Annotated in this window: 18 protein-coding genes and 1 pseudogene; 14 read left to right on the top strand and 5 right to left on the bottom strand. The window is 38.2% G+C overall.

Annotated features, from left to right (window positions below; all coding sequences use genetic code 11):
- Positions 1-7 precede the first annotated feature (7 nt).
- The 7 genes from AB1471_RS14350 to AB1471_RS14320 all read left to right on the top strand — a co-directional run bounded on the left by AB1471_RS14350 (position 8) and on the right by AB1471_RS14320 (position 7478).
- A complete protein-coding gene (locus AB1471_RS14350; protein WP_367780459.1) occupies positions 8-154 on the top strand; it encodes an IS3 family transposase in 147 nt (48 codons plus the stop codon).
- 245 nt (positions 155-399) lie between these two features.
- Positions 400-1260, top strand: a complete 861-nt coding sequence (locus AB1471_RS14345) for a right-handed parallel beta-helix repeat-containing protein (protein WP_367780458.1) — start codon at positions 400-402, stop codon at positions 1258-1260.
- A 205-nt stretch (positions 1261-1465) separates the two neighbouring features.
- Positions 1466-1606: a hypothetical protein gene (locus AB1471_RS14340; protein WP_367780457.1), complete on the top strand. Its 141-nt coding sequence runs from the start codon at positions 1466-1468 to the stop codon at positions 1604-1606.
- Positions 1607-1999: 393 nt separating this feature from the next.
- On the top strand, positions 2000-3211 hold the full coding sequence (locus tag AB1471_RS14335) for a Bcr/CflA family multidrug efflux MFS transporter (protein WP_367780456.1): 1212 nt from the start codon (positions 2000-2002) through the stop codon (positions 3209-3211).
- Positions 3212-3632: 421 nt separating this feature from the next.
- A complete protein-coding gene (locus AB1471_RS14330) occupies positions 3633-4634 on the top strand; it encodes an ABC transporter substrate-binding protein (RefSeq protein WP_496350335.1) in 1002 nt (333 codons plus the stop codon).
- A 16-nt stretch (positions 4635-4650) separates the two neighbouring features.
- A complete protein-coding gene (locus AB1471_RS14325) occupies positions 4651-5781 on the top strand; it encodes an ABC transporter ATP-binding protein (RefSeq protein WP_367780454.1) in 1131 nt (376 codons plus the stop codon).
- The gene (locus AB1471_RS14320) at positions 5778-7478 is read left to right on the top strand and encodes an ABC transporter permease (protein ID WP_367780453.1); all 1701 of its coding nucleotides are present in this window, start codon (positions 5778-5780) and stop codon (positions 7476-7478) included. Before AB1471_RS14325 ends, AB1471_RS14320 begins: the two co-directional genes overlap by 4 nt.
- A gap of 73 nt (positions 7479-7551) precedes the next feature.
- Here the strand turns inward: AB1471_RS14320 and AB1471_RS14315 are convergent, their stop codons facing one another.
- Positions 7552-7647: a hypothetical protein gene (locus AB1471_RS14315; RefSeq protein WP_437342371.1), complete on the bottom strand. Its 96-nt coding sequence runs from the start codon at positions 7645-7647 to the stop codon at positions 7552-7554.
- 131 nt (positions 7648-7778) lie between these two features.
- On the opposite strand from AB1471_RS14315, the pseudogene AB1471_RS14310 reads away from it, so the two are divergent.
- Positions 7779-7928: pseudogene (locus AB1471_RS14310) on the top strand (Bax inhibitor-1/YccA family membrane protein); the annotation flags it as partial.
- A 109-nt stretch (positions 7929-8037) separates the two neighbouring features.
- On the opposite strand, the gene AB1471_RS14305 reads toward AB1471_RS14310, so the two are convergent.
- Entirely contained in the window at positions 8038-8208 is a 171-nt protein-coding gene (locus AB1471_RS14305) for a hypothetical protein (protein WP_367780452.1), read from the bottom strand.
- Positions 8209-8344: 136 nt separating this feature from the next.
- On the opposite strand from AB1471_RS14305, the gene AB1471_RS14300 reads away from it, so the two are divergent.
- Positions 8345-8662 carry a PadR family transcriptional regulator gene (locus tag AB1471_RS14300; RefSeq protein ID WP_367780451.1) on the top strand — a complete coding sequence of 106 codons (318 nt, stop codon included), beginning with the start codon at positions 8345-8347 and terminating at the stop codon, positions 8660-8662.
- A 6-nt stretch (positions 8663-8668) separates the two neighbouring features.
- Positions 8669-9535 carry a permease prefix domain 1-containing protein gene (locus AB1471_RS14295; protein ID WP_367780450.1) on the top strand — a complete coding sequence of 289 codons (867 nt, stop codon included), beginning with the start codon at positions 8669-8671 and terminating at the stop codon, positions 9533-9535.
- Between the two features lie 260 nt (positions 9536-9795).
- Here AB1471_RS14295 and AB1471_RS14290 read toward each other — a convergent pair whose 3' ends face one another.
- Positions 9796-10899 carry a citrate synthase/methylcitrate synthase gene (locus AB1471_RS14290; RefSeq protein ID WP_367780449.1) on the bottom strand — a complete coding sequence of 368 codons (1104 nt, stop codon included), beginning with the start codon at positions 10897-10899 and terminating at the stop codon, positions 9796-9798.
- 122 nt (positions 10900-11021) lie between these two features.
- Between AB1471_RS14290 and AB1471_RS14285 the strand changes: the two genes are divergently transcribed.
- The 3 genes from AB1471_RS14285 to AB1471_RS14275 all read left to right on the top strand — a co-directional run bounded on the left by AB1471_RS14285 (position 11022) and on the right by AB1471_RS14275 (position 13340).
- Positions 11022-11915 carry a LysR family transcriptional regulator gene (locus AB1471_RS14285; protein ID WP_367780448.1) on the top strand — a complete coding sequence of 298 codons (894 nt, stop codon included), beginning with the start codon at positions 11022-11024 and terminating at the stop codon, positions 11913-11915.
- 82 nt (positions 11916-11997) lie between these two features.
- Positions 11998-12777, top strand: coding sequence for a class I SAM-dependent methyltransferase (locus AB1471_RS14280; protein WP_367780447.1), 780 nt, complete (start codon positions 11998-12000; stop codon positions 12775-12777).
- A 20-nt stretch (positions 12778-12797) separates the two neighbouring features.
- Complete coding sequence (locus AB1471_RS14275; protein WP_367780446.1) at positions 12798-13340, top strand: GNAT family N-acetyltransferase; 543 nt, start codon at positions 12798-12800, stop codon at positions 13338-13340.
- 485 nt (positions 13341-13825) lie between these two features.
- Here AB1471_RS14275 and AB1471_RS14270 read toward each other — a convergent pair whose 3' ends face one another.
- Positions 13826-14182: a nuclear transport factor 2 family protein gene (locus AB1471_RS14270; protein ID WP_367780445.1), complete on the bottom strand. Its 357-nt coding sequence runs from the start codon at positions 14180-14182 to the stop codon at positions 13826-13828.
- 85 nt (positions 14183-14267) lie between these two features.
- On the bottom strand, positions 14268-14948 hold the full coding sequence (locus AB1471_RS14265; RefSeq protein ID WP_367780444.1) for a CPBP family intramembrane glutamic endopeptidase: 681 nt from the start codon (positions 14946-14948) through the stop codon (positions 14268-14270).
- An 85-nt stretch (positions 14949-15033) separates the two neighbouring features.
- Here AB1471_RS14265 and AB1471_RS14260 point away from each other — a divergent pair, with 85 nt between their 5' ends.
- Positions 15034-15777 (top strand): MerR family transcriptional regulator, encoded by a 744-nt coding sequence (locus AB1471_RS14260; protein ID WP_367780443.1) that lies wholly within the window; start codon positions 15034-15036, stop codon positions 15775-15777.
- Positions 15778-16126 lie beyond the last annotated feature (349 nt).

The following is a 16126-nucleotide window of genomic DNA, read 5'->3' as shown; positions in this document are numbered from 1 at the left end:
CTTCGGGGTGTTTTTTTTATATGGAAGCGAAGTCGATTGCTTTGATCAGGTCGTATCAAAAATTGATGAGTATATGGAATATTACAATAAAGAAAGAATCCAAGAAAAATTAGGCTACCTTACTCCAAAAGAGTTTGGAGCGCTAGCACCCTAAAGGGGTGTTTTATAGGTGTCTCATATCGCTAGGTCAGTTGATTAAGATGGTTTCTTTTTTCTGTCTACTATAGGGGGGTCATATCATTTGGCGGAGGGGTATTTTTTTATTTCACACACCGAATACCGTTCTTGTTGAACTTGGTAGCCTTTTTTCTATCAACAACATATAACGAGGTCTTCATCATAAAGTATAAGTGAAGTGAAAATACGTTTGTTGGGGTACTTTTCGTAGGTGTCGTCATCGTGGCAGGAATCCTTTTCTTTAACGAAAAAACAATCGTCGTTCCTGATGATTTTCTAACGATTCAACTGGCAGTCGATAATGCCAATGCAGGAGATATCATATTAGTAAAAGCCAGTGGTGGTCCTTATGACGCAGTCACCATTAATAAAGATAATATCAAGATTGGGATAGGAAAAGTGATACCTGTATTAGATGGAGGAGCAGGTACAGGTATGGATCTTTCTGACAGGTCTGGCGTGTTAGTGCAGAATTTCATCATTCAAAATTTTGATGTTGGTATAGAATTATTCCAATCGTCTAGCAATCTGATGAAAGGGAATATCGTTAAGGATAATAGTACTGACGGTATTGATTTAACCGAATCAGATGGCAATATGATAAAAGGGAATTCCGTTAATGAGAATACTGTTGAGGGTATTACCATAGACAATTCAGATAGCAACATGATGAAAGGGAATAACGTTAAGGAGAATGGTAGTAATGGTATTGTATTATCCACTTCGACTAGTAACCTGATGAAAGGAAATACCATTAATAAGAATGAGGGTAATGGTATTTTTTTAGCCAATAATTCAGATAGCAACATGATGAAAGGGAATAACGTTAAAGGTAATGTTGATAATGGTATTATCTTAGCCGGTTCAGATAGAAACCTTATTAAAGGGAATAGAGCTAATGGTAATGGTGACGACGGTATTTTATTAAATGAATTTTCTAACGACAATGATGTTTTCTTTAATCGTGCGTTCGGTAATGGGATGTTTCCTTTTTTCGATATCGAAGATCAAAATATCATAGATCCTAACAATTTCAAAGGGAATAAATGTGGCCGTAGTAATCCACCTGAAATTTGTAATTGATCACTCTTAGCATCCTTAGGGTGGTTGTATGCTCTATCAAATAATTTTTATACCAAAATCAATTTTATTTACTTATTGACATGAAACCAATCCCATAAACTATATTTAAGAAGAACACTGGTCGGCGTGACACAAATGATGTTCATCTAAAAAGTGGCGTTACGACCAGTGTTTTTTACCTAATATGTGAAGGAGGCATGAAAAGATGAATGAAGTGCAGATCCATGATTGGCTCAAAAAAAATAATGCTCCTTTCGTTTTAAAGTTAAAAGTGATGGAACTATTCCAAACGAGTACATTGCTTGTGGAATTTGATAAAAAATTAATGGAAAAAGAAGCTGAGTAAATTGTATATTCCTGCACGTATGGACTGTAAGAGGCGCATGATCATTCATGCGCCTTTACTTGTACTTTATTAACTTCTTGAAATAGTAAGTGCCATATTAATCTGAGCTGATCGAGGTTGGTTGGGTGACTTCGAAGATTTACTTTGATATGATAGGTGGAAAGTTTCGTTTATCTAAATGAAATACGTATTCGACATGGGTCAGATGCTGAAGCAGATGAGTCATGCCCAAGAATACCGAAAAAATAGTAGCGAGGATGCTACTTCAATAGAAGTGTATAAGTTGAGAGTGTTTAATTCTTTTGAATTAAGTAGGATCATTTAAAGGCTGATACCTCTATGGTGTCAGCCTTATCGTTTTTTTTATTTCACTAAGAAAGGTCGTTATGAAGGATGGAAGCAATGACTGGAAAGAGACGAATTAAATTGGCTTTATTACTTGGAGCGCTTGGAGCAATGGGACCTCTTACGATTGATATGTATTTGCCTTCATTCCCTACTATCGCGAGCGAGTTGCAAACAAGTGCGTCATCCGTTCAACTGAGTTTAACGGCGTGTCTTCTCGGCTTAGGTGCGGGGCAGCTTATTATGGGTCCAATGAGTGATGCGATTGGACGTAAAAAACCGTTACTTATCGCTCTCATGGCATATTTATTTGCATCGTTAGCTATTTCTTTGTCACCTAATATTAGTTTTTTAATCGGAGCGCGTTTTCTTCAAGGTTTCGCAGCTTCTGCTGGTATTGTCATTTCACGCGCCATTGTTCGAGATATGTATAGCGGACGAGAGCTTACGAAATTTTTTGGGATGCTTATGCTCGTTAGTAATTTGGCGCCAATTCTTGCACCGATTGGAGGGAGTGGGATCCTTCTTTTCACAAGCTGGAATGGGATTTTTGTTGTGTTAGGTGCTGTAGGATTTCTTTTATTTTTAGTTGTATCGTTAAAATTAGAAGAAACATTACCACCTGAAAATCGTGTACCGAGTACAATTTCTCAAACGTTGAAAAATTTTCTATCATTGGTTAAAAATCGCCAGTTTGCTGGATATGCTTTAGCACAAGGCTTCATGATTGCGGGTGTTTTTGCCTATGTATCTGGTACTCCATTTGTGTATCAAAATATTTATGGAGTATCACCACAGCAATTTAGTTTGTTATTTGGTATGAATGGATTTGGACTGATTATGGGGACACAGCTTGTTGCTCGGTTATCGCACCTTGTACCTGAGAAACGTTTTTTGATGGCAGGGTTGTCGTTGGCAGGTACAGTGACTACGGCACTTGTCATTGCTGTGCTACTTGATGGACCTTTGCTGTCATTAGTCATTCCTTTATTCTTTTTTGTTATGTCAATCGGCATGGTCGCAACTGCATCATTCACACTCGCTATGCAGAGCCAAGGGCATATTGCAGGAAGTGCGTCTGCTATGCTCGGTTTATTGCCGTTTCTCCTCGGATCGATTACGGCTCCACTAGTAGGGATAGCTGGAGAAGATACAGCCGTTCCTATGGGTGTGATTATGTTTTCTACTAGCTTTCTAGCACTGTCTGCTTATTTTGGTCTTGTGAGGCCAGCGGAGAAAAGGGCGAGTGAGCACGTTTAAATTTTATCATTAGAAGAATGAAAGAGAGAAAGAGGTACATCAAATAACAGTCAGATCGTCTCTTAATAGATATGTGAAAAAAGCGCTAGTTCTTCCGTGAAAAAGAACTGGCGCTTTAATTTTCCTCCGAGATAAAGAGACTGCGGGTGAGTTTTAACATTCTCTTCACAAATGTAAGAAATAGCACAGGGAAAAAACAGCTATTTCAATAAAAGTAAATAATATTCATAATATTTAAAACTATTAATTGCTATTTAACATACAGTTGATATAATAAGAAGTATTCAAATAAGTGGTTAGAGAAATTAGAGAAAACCCGCAAATGTAAACCCTTACACGGGTTTGCATTTGCGGGTTTTCTCTTTTTTTCTGTTATTTGTGCAAGCAATAAAATAATTGATAGGAGGGTTTCATGATGAAAATGAGAGGTTTGGCTGCTTCTGTTATGCTAGCGGGCTCAATTTTAGTGGGATGTGCCGGGGATTCAGGATCAGATCGTATTACGTTGTACTCGCCTGAGACGCCAGAGCTGACGAAGGAGTTAGCTCAAAAGTTTGAAGATGTGAGTGATCAAAAGGTTGACGTGCATTATGCAGGAACGAACATTTTGGTCAATAAAATGATGGCGGAGAAAGATAATCCTCAAGGAGATGTTTGGTACGGCGGTGGTGGTATCTTATCTTTCGAGGAAGCTATTGATAAAGGAATTATTGGTGTGTATGAGCCAGATGCTTCAAAAGACTGGGATGTCGTGGAAAATGGTATTAAAGTAAAACACCAAGATGGTCATTACGTTGGAGTAGAGGTTTTCGTAATGGGCTTTGCCTATAACACGGAGTTAGTAACAGAGGAGGAAGCACCGAAAACATGGGATGACTTACTCGATCCAAAATGGGAAGGGAAAATCCAATTCTCAAATCCAGCAGCATCAGGAACGTCCACATTGATGGTATTGAGCCAAATGATGGAGCAAGGAGAAGAAGAGGGATGGGCTTATTTTGAGGAGCTAGTTGAACAAGCGAACTCTTTACCTGACTCAGGTTCAGCTCCAACAACAGCAGTAGCAAAAGGTGAAGCTCATATAGGAATCGGTTTTGACTTTATGGCATACGAGCAGAAAGCAAACGGTGAAACAATTGACTTTATTGTACCTGACAAAACACCAATTTTAACAAATCCTGCTGCGATAGTCGATAATGCACCAAATGAAGAGGGTGGACAAGAATTCATCGACTTCCTTTTATCGAAAGAGGCTCAACAAATACTAGCAGACTGGTACCATATTCCAATCGATCCTGAAGTTGAGTCTAAAACACCTCTGACACTTGACAACATAAAAGAAAATGCACTTGATCTGGATATCGATTGGGTGAATGAGAATTATGATAGCGTTCGTAACGAATGGAAAGAGAAATTTCAGTAATAAGGGTGTGTAGATAATGGGGTCAGTAAAGATAAACAATTTAACAAAAGAATTTAATGATGTTAAAGCATTAAAGGATATTAATTTGGACATCCAAGAAGGCGAGTTTTTTGCCCTCTTGGGACCTTCAGGTTGTGGGAAAACGACTACGATGCGCTGTATTGCCGGATTTGAAAATCCTACGATGGGAGAAATATTAATTGGCGACAAGAAAGTGAAAGACATCCCTGCAAATAAACGAAATTGCGGAATGGTTTTTCAAAGCTATGCGTTGTTCCCTCACTTCAATGTGTTTGAAAATGTTGCATACAGTTTGAACATTAAAGAGTTAAACAACAGCAATGTGTTCTCGAAGTTAGGAATTTATGCAAGATTGCTTAATAGGAAATTTGGGAAACCACCTAAACACATCGAAGAAAAAGTGATGGAAATTTTAGATTATGTAGAATTGACACCATATGTAAACCGCTTAACGAGTGAGCTCTCGGGTGGTCAACAGCAACGTGTAGCATTAGCGCGAGCTCTTGTGATGGAACCTGCCGTATTGTTAATGGATGAACCGTTATCCAATCTGGATCAAAAACTTCGCCATTCGATGCGAAATACGATTCGTCGCATCCAACAAGACCTTGGCATAACAACCATTTTTGTTACGCATGATCAAGAAGAAGCGATGAGCATGGCAGACCGCGTGGCAGTAATGGATCACGGTGAAGTGATTCAAATTGGTACACCAACAGATATATATAGTCATCCGAAGTCGTCATTTATTGCAAACTTTGTTGGCACTTCCAACGTATTGAAAGGTAAGGTGATAAAAAGAGATACGAACGAAACGACTGTTCAAGGAAATGGATTCACATTGCGCTCTATTGCTAATCCCAAAAAAGAAGAAGTAGATATGATCATCCGTCCTGAACATATTCAAGTTTTTTTAATGGATACGGATGTTTCGAACGAGTTCAATAATACGATGAATGGGAAAATACTTGTATCTACTTATTTAGGTTCGATTGTCCGGTATGATATTCAGGTAAATGATTATACGTTAGTTGCCGATGCAACGTATTCTTCAGGTGCGAATATCTTGAAGGAAGGTACCCCTGTCAAACTTGTAATTGACTCCGAAAGGGTATTGTTAATATGAAAAAAATAGCTAATTTCCTGAATGGCCTAACAATCATAAAGGTTCTTATTTATCTATTTTTCTTTCTGTTTTTATTGCTCCCGCTCTTTTCGGTATTTTTAGTTAGTTTTACAGATGAACCAGTTAACTTACTTGGTGCTCTTACAGATCCCGCTATTTTTAACTCGACGATGGAAAAATTAAAAAATATGTCTTTGGATAATTATCAGGCTATCTTTAGTAATAAAGGTTATTTTGAAGGGTTAAAAAATAGTTTGTGGTTAGGCCTTATGGTAACAGTAATTGTTACAACGATTTGTATCCCACTTGCTTATGGGATTGCTCGGACAACCATGCCTTTTAAGAAAACAATTTCTGCTTTGTGCATAATTCCATTAATTATTCCTACATTCATCTCAGCATATGCCTTCATCATCATGTTTGGTCGTACGGGATGGGTCACACAAATTTATCACTCACTAGGTGGAGAGGGGATGTTCATCGATCCGTATTCGATGACAGGAATTGTGATGGTTCAAGTGTTCTTCTTCTTTCCTTATGCATTATGGCCACTTGTGGCAGCATTTAAAGTCAGTGATGTGACGCTCGAGGAAGCATCATTAAATTTAGGTGCGAAAAATTGGTTTACATTCCTTTTTGTTACGTTTCCGTTAGCGATACCTGGGGTGATTTCAAGTTTTTTGCTTATTTTCACCGTCAGTTTTTCAGATTTTGGAACACCTATTATTTTGGCACCGAAAAATTTGAATCTATTAGTTGTGGAAGCGTATCGAGAAATAGCGGGCTTTTATAACTGGGGTGGAGCAGCGATTCTAACCGTAATGATGGTGCTAGTGGCGGCTTTCTTCTTTTGGTTACAGCATTTATTTACAAAAGGAAAGAATTACGGTTCGGTTTCAGGCAAACCAAAGAAACAGAAATTAAACGACAACAAGTTATTAACACGTTCACTTTCTCTCTATTCGTTGTTAATTGTGATGGTGCCTTTACTTGCGCTTATATCTATTGGTCTCCAATCGTTTGCAACGACTTGGGGGAAAGATGCTCTTCCTTCTGGATACACATTGAAGCATTATCAAACGGTTTTTACCACGTCGATGGGGAATATTCAAAACAGTATCATTTTGGCATTAGGTGCGTTAATTCTTAGTGTCATTATTGCCACGTTTGTTTCCTATTTTGTGGTGAGACAAAACTCATCCAAGCTCGATTTTCTCACCTCTGTTCCTTTAGTGGTGCCAGGGATCGCCTTTGGGATTGCCTTGATTCAAACGTTTAACACCGCGCCTCTTCATTTAACAGGAACGGCCTTGTTACTCATCTTAGCCTATACCATTCGACGATTGCCCTATATGGTGCGTTCGACGATGGGTACAATGAGGGCAATTAAACAAGATATTGAAGAAGCAGCGATTAATCTAGGGGCAACTCCTTTAACTGCAGCAATCACGATTATCGGACCACTTATGCTTCCGGGTATTGCAGCTGGATCACTGCTCGTTTTTATCACCGTTATAAAAGAAACAAGTATATCTATTTTAATAGCACCCGCGGAGTGGGCACCGATGAGTTTGGCGATTTTCCAAAATATCATCCGTGGCGAATATTATACAGCAGCAGCTATGTCGATACTATTAGTTGGCGTGGTCCTTATTTTACAAGCAATCGCAAACCGCATGTCGAGAAACAAAGCATAAGAGTCGCTTTATGGATAACGATTGTTAAAAAAGCGCCTGTTCTTTTGTGAAAAAAGAACGGGCGCTTTTCATGTTATGGTGTTGGAATCTCTCCAGTATATAGGGACTGTGGTCTGAAAATCCGATTGTCGATGGATTGCTCGATGACATTGGCTGTCCATCCAACCATTCGGCTGAGGGTGAAGGTTGGGGTGAACAAATCGTTAGAGCTGTATAGAATTCAACATTTGTGTATAACATCTAATTTGTGTGAAATAGAACCGTCTTTAATTTTGATTAGAAGTTGAAGCAATCCTGCTCGGCATTGTGAAGTACTTTGAATGGTATGCAGGATTCGGTTTGCTTGTAACCCTCATTTGGCTGTACATTGAAATCCTTCACCTGCTTTCCAAACTGCGTCATCCTGCTGTGTCAGTTAACCTTAAACTTAAACAAAGCCCAGGAACCTAAAATAATAACCATGCCAAATAAATACTAGCGAGTAAAAAAGCACCTATTTTATTGTAATTATTAATTACAATAAAAAGGTGCTGCTTCTTAGGTTATTTCTTATAAATTATCAACATCCACAATGCAGGAAACTAGCTTGGCCGTTTGAAAAAACAGCATAGGTTGCAAAAAAGCTGAGACAGCGAATACAAATTTCATTATCATCTCTTGTTTTTTTACAATACGTAATATATTGAGCTTTTATTTCATCTGTATTTACCACTGAAGCTTTAGTAATCATAGTATGTCCCTCCTTTTTTATTATTGACCCTTCACACTATAAAAAGGAATTGCATAACCTTATAACAACCACGCAACTCAAACTACCTTGCAATGCGTAGTAATACGCATTATATTAATACCAAAGGAGTGAAATTATGGATAAGGAGCAATGGAAAGGCAGCGTAGAATTTATAGTCCTTTCATTAATAAGAAAAAAGGATATGTATGGTTTTATGATGATAAACACAGTAAACAAAATCAGGGAGGCCTATCAATTAAGCGAAGGTACTTTGTATTCCATACTAAAGAGGTTAGAAAGAAAAGGATATATTGAATCATATTGGGGAGATGAAACTCAAGGTGGACGGAGAAAATACTACAGAATAACAGAAGAAGGAAAAGATCTTCATCATAACAAAATGCAAAGCTGGATAGATATTAATAACATTATTTCTACACTAAATGAGGAGTGATTGGAGTTGAGTATACAAAGTTACTTGGATAAGGTAATAAGTTTTATTGAATTAAATCCTTCGACTAGAAAAGATTTACAACAAGAGTTAGCAACTCACTTTAGAGATAAAAAATCTTACTACCAAGAACAAGGATTCAATGAAAAAGAGGCAGAAGAAAAAACGAAGTTAGATTTTGGGGATGAGAAGAAATTTGCTCAAAAATTAAATAATGCTTATTTTCCTTTTAGAAATTCAATTTTAGTTAGCTTAAGCTTAATATCAATGTTATTTTCTGTAATCGTTAGTTTTTCTCTGTTAACATTTCAACAAATATTTCCGTACCTTTGGCTGACGATAATTATTGGTTCAAGTTTATTAATTCTTTATTTTGTACGAAAACCCTCTAGATCAGCCAACCACCGATTAAGTTTAATTCTGTTATTAATCTGGTTAAACATCCTTTATTTCTATGGATACCTTTTAATGGATGGATTATATAATAATAAACTTTTGTATGTTTCTTTAGTTGTTTTCATGATGGCTTTAATGTTAATTTCTCTTTCGCAAATATTATTAGGGGTTATCTATCAACCAATTGAATTGAATTTAATAAAGGTAAATAAACAAAAAAGAGGGATCATGGTGTTGATCAATATCGTGACAGGTATCATTGTAATAGGAGTAAGTTTAGTATACATCGCAGGTGCATTAATTTTTATGCCTGAGCCTTTCATTCACTTGTTGCTTCCTTTAGGTATAATTTCACTTTGGATCATATTTGTTATTGGTGAAGTTAAGACAAAAAAAATTGCAAATTTATTCCGTGTGGGTAAAATAGTACTTGCAATTATTGTACTGAGTCTATTCCTAATTACCCAGATAAATTTATAAAAATTAATTTTATAACTCTAATTAAGTAGGAACTTAGATAATAAAAGAACTTTTAAAAATGTTAGCAATTACGAGCATTCCAATAAAAGTATGCCTTAGCAGCCGTTGTAGTGGCTGTATAGATTCCCTCTAGGCAATTCAGGAAGTTTATATGTTTGTTTTGGTGGTGGAGAAGTTTATGATAGCAATGCTTGGAGCAATTCTGACCAAGGCGAAAAAAGCGGCCGTTCTTTCATAATAAAAGAACGGGCGCTTTCATGTTATGGTGTTGGAATCTCTCCAGTATATAGGGACTGTGGTCTGAAAATCCGATTGTCGATGGATTGCTCGATGACATTGGCTGTCCATCCAACCATTCGGCTGAGGGTGAAGGTTGGGGTGAACAATTCGTTTGGAATTTCCACTGCTTTCAAGACAGCAGCTGCATAGAATTCAACATTGGTATACAACTTCCGGCCTGGTTTGTATTGATCGAGTAAACGAAGAGCAGTCTCTTCTACGTGATAAGCAAGCTCTAGCCAAACGTCCTCTTCAGACAATTTTCCTGTTATCTCTCTAAGTGCCTCGGCTCGGGGATCAGTTGTTTTATACACGCGATGGCCAAAACCCATCAGTTTTTCATTGTTTTCTAATTTAGAAGTTAGCCAGCTTTCAGTATGTTCTTTTGTACCAATTTCATGTAACATTTCCGTTACTTCACTCGGTGCACCACCATGTAAAGGTCCTTTCATAGCTCCAATTGCTCCCGTCATAGATGAAATCAAATCGGATTCGGTAGAGGCAATCACACGGGATGAAAAAGTGGATGCATTCATTCCGTGCTCCATTGTGAGGATAGCGTAGGTAGTCAAGGCTTTTACATGTGCTAAAGATGGTGAAGTACCGTGAATCATATATAAATAATTTGCAATGTGGTCAAGTGAAAGGTGCGGTGCTGTTGGTTCTTTCCCTTTAAGGATGGCGGTACGCGTAGCAATGATGGTGGGTACGACGGCCGTGAGTCGGATCGCTTGTTCAATTGTAGGTGGCCATTGATAAGACGGGTCTTCAAGTGCAGATAAAAGTGTTCGAATCACACTCATCATTGACATTTCTGGAGGTAGCTGTTTCATGATGTGTAGTAGGTGCTCAGGCAACGCTCGATCGTTGCGAAAAGCATTTGAAAGTGTCATTAATTCTTTGTGACTTGGCAAACGACCATACCATAAAAGAAAACAAATCTCTTCGAATGAATGATTCAGTGAAAGCTCTTTGGCGTCGTATCCCCTATAAATAAGCTTCCCCTTTTCTCCATCCACTAAGCTAATTGCTGTCTCAGCGGCAATCACACCCTCAAGCCCTTTACTCCATTGAGTTGTATTCATGTAAATCACTCTCCTTTTTATCGTACGTTTATTGTATAGGATAAAATTGATTATTAAAAATATTCATTTAATGTGATAATGATTATATATTGTAATCAATTGAGGAGGGAGGGCAATCATTCATGAATCTCAATTGGCTCCGTACATTTATTTCTGCAGCTACCTATGAAAATTTTCATAAAACATCTGAGGTGTTGTATTTATCACAACCAACGGTAACGGTCCATATCAAACAGCTGGAAAAAGAATTGGGCATTGAATTGTTTTTACGAAAAGGAAGAGTCGTCACGCTTACCTCGGCTGGAAGGAAATTTCTTAGTCATGCGAAATCGATTATTGAAGAGGTGGAGAGAGGAAACAAGCAAATTGAGCGATTGAGACAGGGCTACCAACAGACCCTTACGCTAGCGGTCTCACCTCTGATTGCCTCAACGTACTTACCATATTGGGTGAAGACATTTCTGCGTGGACATAAGGAGACGGAAGTCATTATTCGAGCGGTCGAATCAGATGTGATCAGTGAGGAAGTGGGGAAAGGGGTTGCAGATCTTGGGTTGTCTAGTATGAAGGCGAATCTACTCGGATTGACTTGTGAAAAATTGTATGAGGAGCCACTCGTCATTGTTGCGCCACATGATGGCAGAGAACTAGAAAATGGACCCCCTATTGAATTGGAGGAACTAATGGAACGAGAGCTTTTATTGACCCACAATCACCCTGAATATTGGGAGTCAGTATTAATAGAAGTGAAAAATCGATATCCCTTTACCCGGACTATGAAAGTCTCCCAAGTTCATGTCACAAAACGATTTATTGAAGAAGGAATTGGCTTTTCGATCTTGCCGCGCTCTGTCGTTCGAAGAGAATTGGCAGAAGGCAGAATGCTTGAAATATCCAAGGACCAGATTGACCTTCCATCTTCGGCAACTTATTTACTAAAAAGAAAAGGATCAAAAGAGGGCAGTGAATTTATTAAGGTTGTTCAAAGATTGGTTGGAGGCAAATGGCATAAGTAATACTTATTGAAAATCATAACGATTATATAATTTTCTTATTGATGTTTTCTGAGTATAGTGAAATGACCAAGGGGGGATTGTAATGGCCATTAACTTTCACGACTCAAACGTAAAAAGTAGTTATTCTTCAAGAGAAGTAAGTAAAGATTGGGAGCAATGTTTGATGCAATGGATTGGTGACAACGAGCTAAATCAAGCAGTGGATATAGGATGTGGCGGAGGTATATATACGAAGGCTTTAGCGGAGATGGGGATCAAGCGTGTAACAGGAATTGATTTTTCTGAGGTGATGATTGAAGAGGCGCGTGCGAATAGCTCTCACTTGGATCAGGTTGATTTTGCAATTGGACCCGCTGATCATACCCGCTTGCCAGATGAATTTGCCGATATAGTATTGGAACGTGCTTTGATTCATCATATAGAAGATTTAACGAGTTGCTTTAAAGAAGTCCATCGAGTGTTGCGAGAGAATGGTCTTATTATTGTCCAAGACCGTACCTCTGAGGACTGTTTGCTTAGAGGAAATCAAACGCACATAAGAGGATATATATTCGAACGGTTTCCACATTTAGCTCAAATTGAAACGGACAGAAGACATGATAGTCAAACAGTGGTAAGTGCTCTAGAAAAAGTAGGATTTACTTCAATTGAAGAAATCAAGCTATGGGAAACAAGAAAAATGTATGTTTCAAAAGATGAGTTGTTAACGGATATCCGCTCTAGAACCGGTCGTTCCATTCTTCATGAACTTTCGGATGAGGAGCTTCATCAGTTGGTCGGCTACATAGATGTTCAACTATCAACGACTGAAAAAATTGTAGAAAAAGATTGCTGGACAGTTTGGAAAGGTATAAAAGGGTAGATCCTAAAGGGGGAAAAGGAATGTTAAACAGGCAACAAATATCGATTGAGCTATCAGAACTTTCTGATGCGGAGGATTTGTTAAAGCTCGAACTAAATAATAGAGATTTTTTTCAGATGTATACACCTTTAAGAAGTGAGAAGTTTTATACACTTGAGGGCCAAATTGAACGAATTAATAAAAATATTTTACAAGTACAAGAGTATACTGGTTACTCTTTTGGGATCTTCCTATTGGATAGCAAAGAATTAGTTGGGACTATCGCATTATCTGAAGTTGTCAGAGGCGATTTGCAAAGTTGTTGGATTGGTTACTGTTTAGACAAGCGACATAATGGAAAAGGGTATATGACAGAGGCAGTGAAACTTGCTGTTGACTATGCCTTTAAAGAGTTGGAACTTCATCGAATTGAGGCCGGGGTCATGCCTCATAACAAAGGTTCAATCAAAGTTTTAGAAAAAGCAGGATTTCATAAAGAGGGAATAGCAAAAGAAAATGTAAGAATTAATGGGAGATGGGAGGATCATCAAACTCTAGCAATTGTAAAAAATGAGGAAGGTTAAAGTAATAAAAAAGGTTCTTGCGGAGGGATATCGAAGGATGAGAGGTGTTTATCGAAGTTTAAGCATAAGATATCAGCGTTTGCTCTTGTTTTATCGAAGTTTGATAGCAAGATATCGGCGTTTTGTGAAAAATGAACTAGTAGATTGAACAGGTAAGTGGAGATGTTAATCCATAAATAACAGCTGTACAGAACTGTCAGTACAGCTGTTTCAAAGACTAACTTTTTGTTAAGCCATCTATGGCAACTTTTAAGTTCCTATGCATGACTTCTCTAGCTTCTTCAGGGTTACGATTTTTTATTGCTTCAAAGATCAGCCGATTAAAGGGAAACTACTTCATACGAAAGGGTGCATCCGTATTCGGTCACAATAGATCAGATCTCCCCTAAACAAAAGCAGTCTAATTTGATACCAGGTACACGTATGGGAATTACCATTCTGCGCGACATGCTATATATGTCCATCTTGCGTTTGGAAGGTAAAGGCTAAAATGAGTCAGATTTCGTTCCCTGATGAAAAAATAACTTCCATTTTCCATTTCGAAAACGCCAAACGGAGCTGCGGAGAGACTTTTGGTTACGTGTTTCATTATTAATTTTGTACGTGGTCAGTACGGTCTCTTTAGATAACTGATTCATCTCGAAGTCGGAGATTAGTAGACGATCTGGTAATAGTGGTGCTTTTCCTGAATAATCTTCTCTTTTATACGCGTTTCCAGAACTGCCAAATTCAAAGTAGTCGTCTGCTAGGATGTCTGAAAGTTCCTTTTGAGACGTTCGGACAGACGGTTTTAAGTGGCTGCATTCTAGTTGATAGATCAATTCTTTTAAATCTTCACTCACGTTGCTTTCCTCCAGTCGTCATAAGGTTAATTCATATACCAATCGTATACTTGATAGGTAAGGAAGACCACAGCCGCTTGAATTTTTAAAACAAAAATATCAACACAACAGTAATCCCATTTAACACCGCATGAACAACCATACTCGACACAATGGACCCTGTTTTTTCATACACCCACGCGAAGACCATACCGTCAAGAAAGTTCAGTACGAGGGTGTTGTAGGTTGGGATATGGGCGAGTGTGAAAATGAGTGAGCTAATCAACATGGAACTCCTAATACCCAATCGGCTTCGCAGCCATGTATAGATAAATCCTCGGTAAAACAATTCCTCGTATATCGGTGAAATAACTGCGGCGGATAAAAAACCGATCATGAACCCGAACAGTGTTAGATTGGCTTCGGCAGCTTCAGTTTTCGCGTTCGCTGAACCAAACCCGATCACTTCTAAAATAATGACATATAGGAGACCAACAAAAATATAGATTATCGTCCAAAAAACGATGGTTTTCCACTGCGATTTTTTTACTGAACCAACTCCAATGGCTTGCCACGAATATCCGTGGGGTCGCAGGGCAATGAAATAAGTGCTACCAGTAAATAAAATGGCTAAAATCAGCCCGATCAATGTTCCTTTATACAAATCATTTTGCATAACAGCGTCTAGCCAACTTGCTAACTGCCAATCGATGACTAAAGGTACGAAGATCATTGCCATGCTTACTAGCACAATAAATTCTTTCCATGTCCAACGGTTTTCTTTCATACGTAATCCCTCCCAAAGTATATGGTAAAATTAGTTTACTGGGTGACGTAACGTCATCTGCAAGCTTTTTTTGGAAGGGAGATTGATGACCTTGGTATCAACGGGTGAACTCGCTCGTCAATTACATGTTTCTGTGCGAACACTGCGTTACTATGATCAGATCGGTCTGGTGCCGCCTTCAAGAAAAGATGAGAACGGAAAACGCTTTTACAGTGAAGACGATATTTTAAGGTTGGAGAAAATTTTATTATTAAAATCGTTATCTCTGTCATTGGAAGATAGCAAAAAAATTTTATCGGAAAAATCGACTCATGCTATAGTAACAGCTCATAAAGCAGTTCTCGAACAGCAACGAGCTGAAATTGAACAATCAATTTTACAGACTACCTCCTTAATACATACGATAGAACTTGAAGGAACAATTGATTGGAAAGCGCTACTTACTCTTGTGGTGAATCAAGAAAAGGAGCGCGATTGGCAGAGCTATTTTAGTGAAGAAGAGCATCAAATCTTAGCTGAGCAGCTTCCTAAATTAGAAAACGATGATCTTACAACAAAAAAGTGGATGAACCTATTAAAGAGAATAGAACTCTGTGTTCAAACGGGAGAGACGCCACAATCTGAAATAGCTCAATTGATCGTCGATGATATAGAGATCCTGTCTCACGAAACGTTTAATGGTGATGAAGAATTGATGGAAAAGTTTTGGGAGGTCCGTAAATCGAAAGAAAAATCGGAGGAACTTGGATTATATCCGATTGATGAGCGGATTCTGATTTTTTTAGATCAAGCGATCGTTTATGCGGATAAAGTAATGGAGAGTGGATAACAAGCGAGTGTAGTTGGACCACTAAGCCCAATAAAAATATGATTGATTTTGTGAGCACTGTCTTATTTTCACGGACGGTGCTTTTTTTTATGGAAAGAAGTTTAACGGATACGAGACCGTTTAATTGAAGTGTGTGCGGAGGGATATCGAAGGATGCGAGGTGTTTATCGAAGTTTGTGCATACGATATCAGCGTTCGCTCTTGTTATATCGAAGTTTGATAGCAAGATATCAGCGTTTTGTGAGAAATGGACTAGTAATCGAACGGGTTCATTTAGACGGCAAAAGAGGTACGGAGTGTGTTTCGGTTCATCTTTATACTGCGAATGGGTATGATTGCAACGATGATT

The organism is Jeotgalibacillus marinus, assembly GCF_040801915.1.
In the GTDB taxonomy this organism is placed as follows: domain Bacteria; phylum Bacillota; class Bacilli; order Bacillales; family Jeotgalibacillaceae; genus Jeotgalibacillus; species Jeotgalibacillus marinus.
This window is presented reverse-complemented; position numbering and strand designations above follow the sequence as displayed.